Raw genomic sequence first — 12,919 nt, forward strand, 5'->3', positions numbered from 1 at the left:
GTCGTACGCAAGCCCAACCCGCTCATGCGCGGCACAGGTCACGGTCCACCTCTTCCCTCAGCTCGTCCTCGAGCTGCGTCAGCAGGCGCTTCCCGCTGACGGTCAGTTCGGCGGCGCGCTCCAGGGTGGTGAGCGCCCGCAGTGCCTGCTCGGCGGCGTCCGGGTCGAACGCCGCGAGACCGGCCCGTTCGTGTGCGCCGGCCAGCAGTTCCGAAACGGGCACCGGCGCGTCCGTCCACGGCGCCGGGTGGGTCCACCAGCCGTCCTGTGCGTACAGGTCGGTGACTTCGCGCAGGGCCTGGAACCGCGCCCTGCGCTGGCCGCGCAGCAGCGCGAGCGCCAGTTCCCGGCTGTCCGCGCGCAGCGGCAGCCCGAGGGCGCCGAGGCCGTGCCGGCCCACCACGGGGCCGTTGCCGCTCAGCCGGGTGAGCGGAGTGAGTGTGGTCAGGCAGGCCGCGGCCGTGTCCGCCTGCCGCGGCACGCGTGCACGGAGCAGGCTCCAGGCAGCGGCCAGCCGGCCGGTCCAGTCGGCGGCCTCACCGAGGCCCAGCCTGGGCTCGACGGGTGCACCGAAGCAGTCCCGGTACGGATCGAGGTCATCGATCACGAGGTCCGGGGCACCGTCCCGGCCGAACCGGCGCACCGGCCGCCAGCCGGCGGCAGCTTCGCCCGGGCGCACGATCAGGCGCTCGTCACGGCCGACCCGCACCAGAAAGCCCTTCTCGACGGCGCACACCCGCGCCGTGCCGCGCTCTTCGGCCCCGGTCAGCCGGAGTTCGCCGAGAGTGGGCAGATACATCACGCGGTGCTCGTACGGCACCGGGACCGGCAGCTCGGATCCGCCCCGTACGACAGCCGCGGCGACCGACGCCGACAGCCGTGCGGCCGGGGCTGTGGCGGCTCCGGGGCGCTCCTGCTCCAGGGCGTCCAGGGCCTCGTGCAGCCAGCTGGCCGTGTACGGGTGCGTCAGCACCTCGTCGAAGCCGAGTCCGTCGGAGTGCTCGACGGCCTCCATGAGTTCCCAGGCACGGGCCCAGTCCTCACCGCCGCGTCCGGCCAGCGCGTCATGGAGCCCCGCGAGCAGCAGCCAGGTCAGCTCGTACTGCTCGGTGCGGAGCGCCGCGGCGTCCGTCACCGCCGGCGACACGGAGGAGCCGGCGGTACGCAGCTCGATGCCGCGGATGAGCGCCTCCAGGTCGGTGCAGTACACCGAGGTGTTGTCGAAGTCCCCGCCGCTGCGGTAGCGGTGGGTGTAGAGGCCGCCGCCGCAGGAGCGGACGACGGGGCACTGGCGGCAGGTCTCGCTGACACCGGCCAGTTCGAGCTGGCGGGCGCGGATGCCGGGATGGGCCGCGACCTCGTCCAGGGCGTGGTCGAAGACGGTGAATCCGGTGGCCGCGGCACCGTCGTAGGCGCTCTTGAGCGAGTCGACCTGCTCCAGCGCGCCGTCGGTCTCCACCACGACGAGGTCGGTGGGCGCGAGACCGAGGGACTCGGTGAGGCTGGAGCCTCCGGAGAGTGTGGAGAGCACCGACTCGAACAGACGCACAGGGACGGGCCTGCCCTGGCGGTTCCAGCGGTCGAAGACCGTGAGGATCCAGTCGGCGTAGGCGGTCGGCGAACCGTCGGGACGCGGGGGCGGCTCGTCCCAGGTGGCGTGCGGAAGCAGGAAGTCGATGCGCGGTGGGTCGAGTTCCATGAGCGCGTCGTACACGGCGACCGGGTCGTTGCGCACATCGATCGTGCAGAGGAGGCCGAGGTCGAGGTGGCGGTAGCGGTCCTGGTGGAGCAGCTCCACGGCTCTGAGGACCAGGGGGTGGCTGCTGCGGCCGTCGGCGAAGCGGCGGTGGCGGTCGTTGGCCGTCCTGTCACCGTCGAGGGAGATACCGACCCTGACGCCGAACTCGTTGAAGACGTCGAGATAGCGGGGGCTGAGCTGGAGCCCGTTGGTATGGATCCTCAGGTCGAGCGCGGCGACGCCGTCGAGGGCGGAGATCAGCTCCTCGCAGATCCGTCGTAGCCGGGCTGGACCCGCCAGCAATGGCTCCCCTCCGTGCAGGATCACTGTCACGGAGGGTAGTGCGTGGGTCTTGGCATGCTCGGCCAGTCGCCGAGCTGTCCAGACAATCGCGTCGTCAGAGATTGTCCTAGGGCGTGTGCGCCAGCTCTGATCTGCGTGTTCGTAGATATAGCAGTGGTCACATGCGAGATCGCACCTGCTGTGCACCTTGAGGACGATCTCACGGAATGGGACCAACGGTCCTGTCATTCCACCAGTCTAGGGTCAGGCCGGGGGCCTGGAGCCCATACTAGAGTGCAGAGTTGAAACTCGGCACCCGATCGGTCCTGCCGACGGAAGCGGGACGCACACGGCCCAGCTTCCTGACTGCGTCGGCACCGTGCACGTCGATCTCGGTGACGGGCACACGATTCTTCTTCGCTGTGGTGAAGGTGGCTGAGGTCTGGAAGGTCACGACGGCCGTCCTAGGTCATCTTGTGCTAATACAGGGCGCCGCACCGTTGCAGTGTCGGCGGCACGACTTTACTCTCATGGCCACCCGCAGCAACTCGTCACGTGGATCTGCAACAAAAGCGTGGCGCGAGTATTCCCCACTCCGAACGGAACAAGCCATTCCATCGAAAGAGTGAAGCCAAATCCGCCGAGGGGGGTACGCATGGCCGGGGTTCCCGGACATCTCCAAAGCATGGTCTTCCGAAACGCTGATCTGCCGGTTCTCTTCCACCGAACCGATGAAACGGCCGTCTCACGCCAGCGCGAAGCCGTCAACGGCACCCGGCTGCAGCTGCTGCTCCTGGTCCTGGGCGCCGCCCTGGCCGCGCTGCCATGGCGCGGCGCGATCGGCAGTTCCTTCCAACTCACGGGACTGCTCGGCGTGCTGGCGTACGCGGGGGTGCTCGTGGTCAGCTTCCGCGGCTCCCGCCAGCGAGCAAAGTCGCAGTGGCAACTCAACCGCTCCGCAGCGGAGTTCATCCGCTCGATGTGCTGGCGGTACGCCGTCCATGGCGCCCCCTTCGACTCCGACTCCCCCGACCCCGACCAGCTGTTCGTGACCCGTCTGGAGGAGGGTCTGGCAGAGCTGAGGAAGGTCGGCTGGTCGGACCCGCGCGAGAGCGGGGAAACTACGGCGGGCACGGAACTCATCACCACGCCGATGCGGCTGCTGCGGGAGAAGGTGTTCAGCGTCCGCAAGGAGACCTACGTACGGGACCGCCTGATCGAGCAGCGCAACTGGTACCACCGCCGCACGGAGGTCTCCCGGCGCGCCACCCTGCTGTGGCAGTTGACCATCGGGTTGCTCACCCTGCTGGCCCTCGTCTTCGGGATCCTGCGCACTTTCGCGGTCACCGACTCCCCGGAGCCGCTCGGGCTGCTCTCGGCGGCGGCCGCCGCCTGTCTGGCCTGGAGCGAGATCCGCCGGCACCAGCCGCTGATCGCCGCCCACTCGCTGGTGGAGGAGGACCTGGCGGCGATCCATATCGCGATGGAGACCTCGGTGACCGAGCAGCAGTGGCCGTCCGCCGTGTACGAGACCGAGCGGATCGTCTCGCCCCAGCACACTGACTGGCTGGTGCGCCACCGCAGCTGACGGTCCGTCGGCCGACTGGCGAATCAGGCACGCCGCACACCCGGCTGCCAGATGACGGTGACGGGTGTGCCCGTCTGCCGCGCGTACCGCACGATGTCACCTGTCCCACCGAGTCCCCGGGCAGGCAGCCCGTCCCAGACGGCGAGCAGCCGGTCGCAGTTGTCGGCGATGTACGCCCCCGCGGCGTAGTACGCCTCGTCGGTGGAGTGGTCGAACGCCATCCGCACCTCCTGGCTGGCCAGACCGCGCAGGCTGCGGAACCGGGCAAGCTCGTCCGGTTGGTCGAAGTCGTGCTCGTAGTCACCGCTCGGGATGACAACGGTGAGTGCCGCACCGCATTCGAGAGCGATATCGGCGAAGATCTGGTCGGCTCCGGCCGCCAGGCTGGACAGCGCCTCCAGTGAGCCGCTGTGATCGCACAGAAGGGCACGGATGGCGGCGCGGACATGGGACATGGCCTCGGGCGGAATGTTCCGGTGGCCGGTCACTCCGATGCGCTTCACAGATCGAACCCCCCAGAAAGACCCAACGCTGCGCGACCGTTCTGACATCCTCTCAAATACCCGCAAGACGTCGAACCTCTGCCCTTGATTCGGACACCGGCGGTACGGCGGACGGCGTTTCGGCGAAGCCACCGGCTTCGGCCCCGGCCGCCGGACGGGGGGCAGGCGGTGGGGAGGAGGTGGACGCCCGGCAGGCGGGTCGCGGTCGGGGGCTCCGCCGCGCGGTCATGGTCGTCCCGGCCTGCCCTGGCAGCGCTCGGCCCCGCCGAGCCAGGCTCAGCGAGGCCGAGTGGAACTGCCCACGAACCACCGGCGGTATCCGCGTCGGGGCGCCTATGGCGCGAACTGCTGCACGGTGCGGCTGCGTTCCGACGAGACCGGAGGGGATCCGAAGGGACCAGAAGGGATCAGACGGAATCAGTAGACGCTGACCCCGTACGCGCTGAGTGCCTCGGTGACCGGCTGGAAGAAGGTCGTGCCGCCGGAGGTGCAGTTGCCACTGCCGCCCGAGGTGAGCCCGATGGCCCGGCTGCCCGAGTAGAGCGAACCACCGCTGTCACCGGGCTCCGCGCAGACGTTCGTACGGATCATGCCGTAGACGATGTCCCCGCCCCCGTAGTTGACCGTGGCGTTGAGGCCGGTGACGGTGCCGCTGTGGGTGCCGGTGGTGGAGCCGCGGCGGGTCACGGACATGCCGACCGTGGCGTTGGCGGCACTGGTGATGTCGACGCTGCCGACGGTGCCGGGCTTGGAGATCGACGTGTTGGTGTAGCGGACGAGGCCGTAGTCGTTGACCGGGAAGCTGGAGCCGGCGGTCGGACCGAGGGCGGTGGTGCGGGAGGAGTTGGAGTACCAGGTGCCCGCGCCGTCGGTGCAGTGGCCTGCGGTCAGGAAGTAGGTGGTGCCTGCTCTGTCACGGACGTTGAAGCCGAGGGAGCAGCGCCAGCTTGAGGTGTAGATGGCGTCGCCGCCCGAGATCAGCTTCCGGAAGGCGCCGGGGGCCCGCTCGATGCGGAGCGCGCCCGCGTTGACTCCGGCCGACTGCCGGATCTGGGCGAGCTCAGCCCGGGAGACGGTGGAGTCGGCGGTGACGACCAGGGTGTTGGTCGCCGTGTCGATGTGCCAGGCGGTGCCGGCCACATCGGCTTCCAGCACGGCGTCGCTCGCGGCGGAGAGCTGTGAAGCGCTGAAGGTGCGGGGTGCCTCGTCGGCGCTGGCGGTGGGGACGGCCAGGGCTGCGGCTGCCACGAGGCCGGTGGTGAGGGCGAGCAGGCGGCTGCGTCTCGCCACTCCGTTGCGGGGGATGGTGCGCTTGATCCTCACTTGTCGTTCCTCCAGAGGGGAATCGGGGACCCGCCTGTGGGGTGACGGGCCCGTGAGGCGCAGTCAGTGGAGCAGGGGACTCCGGGATTCCAGTTCCACCGTGCCCCTGACAAGCGCTTGCTCGGGAGTATTCGTAGCGTCAACTACCTGCGCAAGGGTGTCTTTCGGTCGCTTGGGGCCGCGGGCTCCGCCGCGTCGGCCGGGCCGCTCGGCAGACCGGGGGGAGCGGCTGGGTTCGCCCGGCCGTCCGCGGGCGACGGTGCGGAGCCGACCGGATCGGCTGGTCGTTTCCCCCGGTGGGAGGCACGGACCACATGCCGGTGACGACAGCCCGGGCCGGGGCCCCGGGTTGCGCGGCAGCGGGAGTGCGCCGCCGCTCCATGTCCCGCACGCCCCGAATGCGCCCCGGCCGGAAGTCGACGTTCCGGCGCGGTCGACGTCTCATCAGCCGTCACACGGGCAGCAGCAGTCGCAGCCGTCACAACTACAGCAGTCGCAGTCGCGGCAGCAGCCCTCGCGCTTCTTGCGGGACCAGGGCCCCTCGTACTCCTCGGCACAGCACAGCTTGCATGTGCAGCACAGTCCGACGAAGGCGGCGCACCCAGCCCAGAAGCCGCGCGGGGCCGGCCGGTGCGGGCCGCCGCCGAACTGCGGGGGCGGCCCACCGGGACCACCTGGGCCTCCGGGTGCGCCGGGACCGCCGCCGTAAGGGCCATATGAGCCGTACGGGCCGGCCTGCCCGGGTGATCCTCCGCCGGGGCCGTAGCCGTACGGGTTCCCCTGAGGGGGCATGGAGCCGTGTCCCTGGTGCGAGCAGGTGGCCGACCCGAAGGCCCTGTCCACGGACCGCCTGAGCTCGTGCGCGAGCAGCATGTGCAGCAGCTTGTCGTCGGCGAACTCCGCGTCCCGCAGGGCGAGCCGGATGCCGTGCAGCGCGTCGTCCGCGAGGCGTCGCGCCTCCGCCAGCGAGGTGCCGGTCGCCGTGAGCGGGTTCCAGGCGCCCGACAGGGTGTCGGTTTCCCTGTCCTCCACGGCGTCCAGCAGGTGGGCGAGGCGCCCGAAGAGCCTGCCCGCCTCGGCGAGCGGGGCGATGTTCTGCGGGCGGCCCGCCAGTACGGCGGTGTGGGCGAAGGCCGCCGCCGTCGCGGTCTCCGTGGGCTCGGTCACCGCCAGCAGCGGGGTGCAGGGTCCCGCGAGTGCCTCGATCCCCGTCTGCCGGTCGACGGCGTCGACCAGCACGGCCGTGTCGAAGCCCAGCTCACGGCCGGTCCGCGCACCGGCCTGCGCCCAGCTCCTGGCGACCTTGCGCGCCGCGGCGGCCACCGGCCTGCGTGCCAGCAGCCCGTCACGGTCGGCGACGTGGTCGCGCACCTTCGCCGACGCGAGCACGAGCGATACGGCGGCGGCCAGCCTCGCACCCTCGCCCCGGGCGACGGGCGCCGTACGCATGGCGCGCAGCGGGCAGGGGCCGGCCTTTCTCCGGAGCGGCCCTGTGGGCCACGAGGTCTGAGCCTCCGTCAGAACCGAGACGATCAGGCCGTCGTAGTTGGTCACGACCCGGGCGAACTGGCCGTGGTCCGAGCGAAGTGCCAGGCAAAGCCCGCAGAGATGGGCCATCCACTCGGTCTTGAGACCGTCGGTCAGCCGATGGGTGCAGGGCCTGACGATTCCGAACACGACATGTCCCCCGGGAAGCTGTTCGAGTGCGCGGGCCGCATCGTACCCGCCGGGCCTCTTAGCCCATACGCGCCGGACGTCACCCATCCGGCACGACTTTCATATTTTGCTTCGATATGAGGCTCCTGAAGCCCTCTCAGGGCCCCTATTCAGGAACAATGTTGACGAAACGCCATAACTTCTGCACCAGTACCGTCACGAAACCCTCGCGCGGCGACTATCCCCTTGGCGCGCGATCCGCATCATGGACGACCATAGGGGTGCGGAACCTCAAGTGACCGCGGTGAAAGGAGGCGTCCATGGCATCGGTACGCAAGGCGAGCGCATGGCTGGGGCTCGTCGAGGACAACGACGAGCGGTACTACGACGACGAGTACACCGAGGGTACGGGAGCGGCCGAGCAGTGGGTCACCGACCCGCGGGTTCGCGTGGCCTCCGAGACGGCTCAGGAGCAGGGTCGCCGGATCGCCACCATCTCCCCGGACAGCTTCCGCGATGCGCGCATGATCGGCGAGCACTTCCGTGAGGGCGTCCCGGTCATCGTCAACCTGACCTCCATGGAGCCCTCCGACGCCAAGCGCGTCGTCGACTTCGCGGCCGGGCTGACCTTCGGGCTGCGGGGATCGATCGAGCGTGTGGCGACCCGGGTCTTCCTGCTGACCCCCGCCGACACGGAGATCGTCACCGGAGAGCCCACCGGCCAGACCGGTGACGGCTTCTTCAACCAGAGCTGAGGCCGGGACATGCATCCCGGCCCCGCACCCCGGCCCGCGGCGGGGACGCCGTACCGCGCGGCGTCCCCCGGCAGACGCGGAAGCCGGACCGAGGAAGGCGCTCGCCGGTCCGGGCCTCCGGCCTAGGGCGTGTTGCGAGAGTCCCGCCTGGCACGCGACTCCCCCAGAGCTTCGCCTGGGAGGTGCCCCCAGCACGCACACTCACTGCGTTGTCGGACTCAGCCAAGTACGTCCAGTACGAGGACGACCCTCCGCCTTGCGATCGCACGCACCGGACGCCGCGAGCCCCACCCTCCGGGCGGACGGCGCTACTTTCGCAACACGCCCTAGCGGAAGGCGTCCTGACCGGTGAGCGCCTTGCCGAGCACGAGCTGGTGCATCTCGACGGTCCCCTCGTAGGTGAGCACCGACTCGAGATTGGTCGCGTGGCGCATCACTGGGTACTCGAGCGAGATCCCGTTGGCACCGAGGATGGTGCGTGAAGTGCGGCAGATCTCGATCGCTTCCCGCACGTTGTTGAGCTTCCCGAAGCTGACCTGCTCCGGACGGAGCTTCCCGGCGTCCATCCGCCGCCCGAGGTGCAGGGCGAGCAGGATCCCCTTGTGCAGTTCGAGCGCCATGTCGGCGAGTTTGGCCTGGGTGAGCTGGAAGCCGCCGATGGGCCTGCCGAACTGCTCGCGTGTCTTCGCGTAGTCGAGTGCGGCCTCGAAGCTGGAACGGGCCGCCCCCATCGCGCCCCACACGATGCCGTAGCGAGCGTGGGACAGACAGCCAAGCGGGCCCTTGAGACCGGTGACGCCCGGCAGCACGGCGTCGGCCGGCAGCCGTACCTCGTCCATGACGAGTTCGCTGGTGACGGAGGCACGCAGGGACCACTTGTGGGTGATCTCCGGGGCCGTGAAGCCCGGGCTGTCGGTCGGCACGACGAAGCCGCGAATGCCCTCGTCGGTCTGCGCCCACACGACCGCGACCCCGGCGACGGAACCGTTGGTGATCCACATCTTGCGGCCCGTCAGCACCCAGTCGCCGCCGTCGCGCTTGGCGTAGGTGCGCATCGCGGCCGGGTCGGAGCCGACATCCGGTTCGGTCAGACCGAAGCAGCCGATGGTGCTGCCCTCGGCCATCGAGGGCAGCCAGCGCTGCTTCTGCTCCTCCGAGCCGTACTTCCAGATCGCGTACATGGCGAGCGAGCCCTGGACCGACACCAGCGAACGGATGCCCGAGTCGGCCGCCTCCAGCTCCAGGCAGGCCAGTCCGTACTGGACGGCCGTGGCACCGGCGCAGCCGTAGCCGGTCAGCGACATCCCGAGGGCGCCGATCGAACCCAGCTCACGGGCGAGCTCGCGGATGCCGGGGAGCTCACCGCGCTCGTACCAGTCGGCGACATACGGCAGCACGCGGTCGGCGGCCCAGGAGCGGACCGTGTCGCGGATCGCGAGGTCCTCCGGCTCCAGGAGGTCGTCGATGCCGAGGGGGTCGGCTGGGTCAAAGGGGGGCAGCTTCGAGGATGCGGTCATCAGGGGTGCCTCCGGCGGCCGGCACTGGCGCTGTGCGCGAACCTAACAGTGTTAGTTAACGATCAGCGCTGACGTTACGGCTCAGTGTGCCGTGCGTCCAGAGCGGGCCGCGCCCGCCGCCTCCGCGGGGCTGCGGTATGCCGGGGCCGTGGTGGCGGACCGCAGGTGGTCGCAGGGGCCGAGCAGGGCCTGGCCGGGCAGCTCGGGCACGTGCGGCCCTGCCTGGGTGCCGGACGTGGGGTCTCGCGTGGGGTCGGACTGAGCGGCGGACGCCTCGGACCTGGTGCCCGACGCGGGACCGGCCTGGGCGATCACGCTGGCGTCGGTGGTGTCCTCGACCCCGTCGGGGCACTCCATCGCCCTCGGCAGCCGCAGCGCCGCCAGCGCCCCGAGCAGCAGCAGACCGGCACTGACCACGAGCGTGACATGCAGGCCGTGCACGAAGGCGGACCGCGCGGCGATCCGCAGCGCGTCGCCGGCCGGGCCGCCCAGCGCATCGGCGATCTGGTACGCCTCACCGAGCGAGTTCGTCGCGGCCTCGCGCGCGGTGCCCGGCACGCCCGACGCACCGGTCAGCCCGGGCGCGTACGCGGCGTTCATGACGCTGCCGAGCAGCGCGATGCCCATGCCGGCTCCGAGCTGGTAGGAGGTCTCGCCGATGGCGGCGGCCCCGCCCGCCTGCGCCGCGGGAGCCTCGCTGAGCATCGACTCGTACGCGCCGAACAGCGTGGTCTGGAGCCCGAAGCCGAGCAGCACGAACCCGGCGGTGAGCAGCAGCGGCCGGTCGTCGTGCCCCATCAGCGTGAGCAGCAGCACCGACGCCGCTGTCAGCACGAAGCCCCAGCCGACCATCCGCCGCGGTCCGATGCGGCGCAGGGTGTACGAGCCGGTCGCACCGGCCGCCATGGCCGCGAAGGTGAGCGGCAGCAGCCGCAGGCCCGTCTCGAGGGGGCTGAGCCCCAGCACGAGCTGGAGGTACTGGACGGCGATCAGCTCCAGGCCGACCAGCGCCAGCATGGCCAGCACGATGCAGCCGACCGAGGTGGAGAAGGTGGCCCGGGCGAACATCCGCATGTCGATGAGGGGATGGTCGCGGCGCCGCTGACGGCGTACGAAGAAGGCGAGGAGCAGAACCCCGGCGAGCAGGGGACCGGAGGTGAGGATGTCGAGCGGGCCGTGGCCGACCCCGAGCCGCTTCACACCGAAGACGAGTGTGAGCACACCGGAGGCCGCCATCAGCGCGCCGACGACATCCCAGGGGCCGCTGCCGCTTCCCTTGGACTCGGGCAGCAGCCAGCGGCCGACCGGAAGGATCAGCGCCATCAGCGGGATGTTGATCAGGAAGACCGAACCCCACCAGAAGTGCTGGACCAGGAAGCCACCGAGCACCGGGCCGGTGGCGGCGCCGACGGCGGCGACCGCCGTCCAGATGCCGATGGCCGTGGCACGCTCGCGCCGGTCCGGGAAGACGGCACGGAGGATCGAGAGGGTCGCGGGCATGATCATCGCGCCGCCCACGCCGAGCAGGGCGCGGGCGCCGACGAGCACCTCGGGGTTGGTGGCCAGCGCGGCGACGGCGGAGGCCACGCCGAAGAGCGCGTAGCCGAGCAGAAGTACGCGCCGGCGGCCGACGCGGTCGCCCAGGGTGCCGAAGAGGATCAGCAGCGAGGCGCATACCAGCGGGTAGGCGTCGACGATCCAGAGGAGCTCGACCCCGCTAGGGCGGAGGTCCTCGGTTACGGCGGGCACCGCGACATGCAGCACGGTCGCGTCGAGCGCGACCAGCAGCAGGCTGACGCAGAGGACGAGCAGGACGACCCAGCGGTTGGCACCGCCGCCGGTGGCACGCAAGCGCGCTCCGGTCGTGGTCGTCCCGAACATGTACGTACCTCCTGGTGGTCTCTCGCGTCGGTGGGCGTTCCGGGGCGGAGCCCAGGGTGGGTGGCCCGGCATCGAGGGCGAGTGATCAGTCAATGTACGCGAGTCGGAGCCGCTGACGCGTGGTCCACCTCTCACCTCGACAAGCCCCGCGGTGTGGCGTACGCCACGCCCGCAGTGCCGGGGAGGCGGCACCGACCACGCTCGGATGGGCCCCGGAATTCCGCGTGACCATGGCGCGTGAACTGCTTGACCTCCGGCTCCCCGGGGACTTCCCGGCGTACAAACACACCGCTCGGAGAAGGGCAAACGGTGAATTCGAACGGCCACCGTGGGCCTTTCTTCGGCACTCCCCGGACTCCCCCGACTTTTCCCCGGGCGCGCGGGAAAGAATGTCCGACTGAGACCGACTCCACATCACATCGTCATCACGAAGGGCCGGGATCGGCCTGACCGCACACTCACTCCCTGTAACGTCGATTGGGTGCGTACCGACATCTTTGCCCGTCTGGACCGGGAGCCGGAGCCGCCGAAGATAGAGATCCCGCGGATGAGCCGCACCCGTCTCGCCCTTCTCGGCGGGACCGCGGCGTTCTATGGCGCGATCGTCGTGGCCGTGCTCGTCTCGTCCTGGCTGGTGATCCTCGACTGGAAGGTCATGCTCTTCCGGCCGTATCAGCAGTGGCCGGAGCTGCACGCGTTTCTGGACTACTTCGTCGTGCTCGGCCAGCGCGGCCCGACCGCCGTGATGGTGGCGGCCTGGCTGGGCTGGCGCTCCTGGCGGCAGCACACCCTGCGACCGCTTCTCTCCCTGGGCGCCGCACTGCTGCTGCTGAACGCGACGGTCGGCGCGGTCAAACTCGGCCTCGGGCGGCTCGGGCCGCACTACGCGACGCAGATCGGCTCGGCCGAGATGTTCGCGGGCGGAGATATATTTCCTTCGGGCCACACCGCCAATGCCGTCGTGACCTGGGGAATCCTCGCCTATATGGCTACCACTCCGCGGGCCAGGCGCTATCTGTCGGCGCTGTCCGCCGTGGTGGCGCTCGGGGTCGGCCTGACCACGGTCTATCTCGGTACGCACTGGCTGAGCGATGTGCTGCTCGGCTGGGCGGCGGGACTGCTCGTCCTGCTGGCCCTGCCCTGGTGCGAGCCGCTGATCGGGCGGGCGGAGGACGTCATCCTGTCGATGCGCGACCGGCTGCGCGAACACCGGCTGCCGGTGCCTTCGTTCCCGGTCGTGTCGGGCGGTCCTCGTCCGGCGATGTTCGCGCAGCGGGCGCCGTCGGAGGACGCCGAGCCGGTGCGCAGGCCGGTGGGCGCGGGCGGCGGTGGAGGAAGGGTGGCCACGTCCGGCACGGCCGCGTCCGGGGCCACCGCTCAGCTCACCCAGGCGCGCCCGTATGCCGTCGCGCGCTCGGTGTACGGCACGCACGCCCCGCACGGCTCCCATGCGCCGCACACCTCGCACGGCAACCCGGTGGCATCGTCGGCCGCCGGCCGACGTGCGTCCCGGTCGCGTCCGGTCACGGGCGGCTGAGGCCGGGCCTGACGGCGCGCAAGCGCGCATGACGCGCGGCCGATGCCCCCGGCCTCTCCCGCTGAACGCTGAACGCCGTGGGGCCCCGACCAAGTATGGCCGGGGCCCGCCGCGGTCAGGCGTCACAGGGGGGCCCCCC

General features: G+C 70.7%; 9 protein-coding genes. 3 read left to right on the plus strand and 6 right to left on the minus strand.

Annotated features, from left to right (window positions below):
- Positions 1-22: 22 nt before the first annotated feature.
- A complete protein-coding gene (gene fxsB / locus ABZ532_RS23595) occupies positions 23-2,269 on the minus strand; it encodes a radical SAM/SPASM protein FxsB, inactivated metallohydrolase extension form (RefSeq protein WP_361287049.1) in 2,247 nt (748 codons plus the stop codon).
- A 436-nt stretch (positions 2,270-2,705) separates the two neighbouring features.
- Between fxsB and ABZ532_RS23600 the strand changes: the two genes are divergently transcribed.
- On the plus strand, positions 2,706-3,608 hold the full coding sequence (locus tag ABZ532_RS23600; protein ID WP_361287052.1) for a DUF4231 domain-containing protein: 903 nt from the start codon (positions 2,706-2,708) through the stop codon (positions 3,606-3,608).
- A 23-nt stretch (positions 3,609-3,631) separates the two neighbouring features.
- Here ABZ532_RS23600 and ABZ532_RS23605 read toward each other — a convergent pair whose 3' ends face one another.
- From ABZ532_RS23605 to ABZ532_RS23615, 3 genes are all read right to left on the minus strand, one after another.
- Complete coding sequence (locus tag ABZ532_RS23605; protein WP_361287055.1) at positions 3,632-4,111, minus strand: hypothetical protein; 480 nt, start codon at positions 4,109-4,111, stop codon at positions 3,632-3,634.
- 417 nt (positions 4,112-4,528) lie between these two features.
- Positions 4,529-5,434, minus strand: coding sequence for a S1 family peptidase (locus tag ABZ532_RS23610; RefSeq protein ID WP_361287058.1), 906 nt, complete (start codon positions 5,432-5,434; stop codon positions 4,529-4,531).
- A gap of 444 nt (positions 5,435-5,878) precedes the next feature.
- A complete protein-coding gene (locus tag ABZ532_RS23615; RefSeq protein WP_361287061.1) occupies positions 5,879-7,111 on the minus strand; it encodes a DUF5685 family protein in 1,233 nt (410 codons plus the stop codon).
- Between the two features lie 299 nt (positions 7,112-7,410).
- Here ABZ532_RS23615 and ABZ532_RS23620 point away from each other — a divergent pair, with 299 nt between their 5' ends.
- Entirely contained in the window at positions 7,411-7,845 is a 435-nt protein-coding gene (locus ABZ532_RS23620) for a cell division protein SepF (RefSeq protein ID WP_361287064.1), read from the plus strand.
- A gap of 326 nt (positions 7,846-8,171) precedes the next feature.
- On the opposite strand, the gene ABZ532_RS23625 is transcribed toward ABZ532_RS23620, so the two are convergent.
- Positions 8,172-9,362 (minus strand): acyl-CoA dehydrogenase family protein, encoded by a 1,191-nt coding sequence (locus ABZ532_RS23625; protein ID WP_361287067.1) that lies wholly within the window; start codon positions 9,360-9,362, stop codon positions 8,172-8,174.
- Between the two features lie 81 nt (positions 9,363-9,443).
- Positions 9,444-11,243 (minus strand): MFS transporter, encoded by a 1,800-nt coding sequence (locus ABZ532_RS23630; RefSeq protein WP_361287070.1) that lies wholly within the window; start codon positions 11,241-11,243, stop codon positions 9,444-9,446.
- Positions 11,244-11,724: 481 nt separating this feature from the next.
- Here ABZ532_RS23630 and ABZ532_RS23635 point away from each other — a divergent pair, with 481 nt between their 5' ends.
- Positions 11,725-12,780 (plus strand): phosphatase PAP2 family protein, encoded by a 1,056-nt coding sequence (locus ABZ532_RS23635; RefSeq protein ID WP_361287073.1) that lies wholly within the window; start codon positions 11,725-11,727, stop codon positions 12,778-12,780.
- Positions 12,781-12,919 lie beyond the last annotated feature (139 nt).

The organism is Streptomyces sp. NPDC019396, from assembly GCF_040632375.1.
GTDB lineage: Bacteria > Actinomycetota > Actinomycetes > Streptomycetales > Streptomycetaceae > Streptomyces.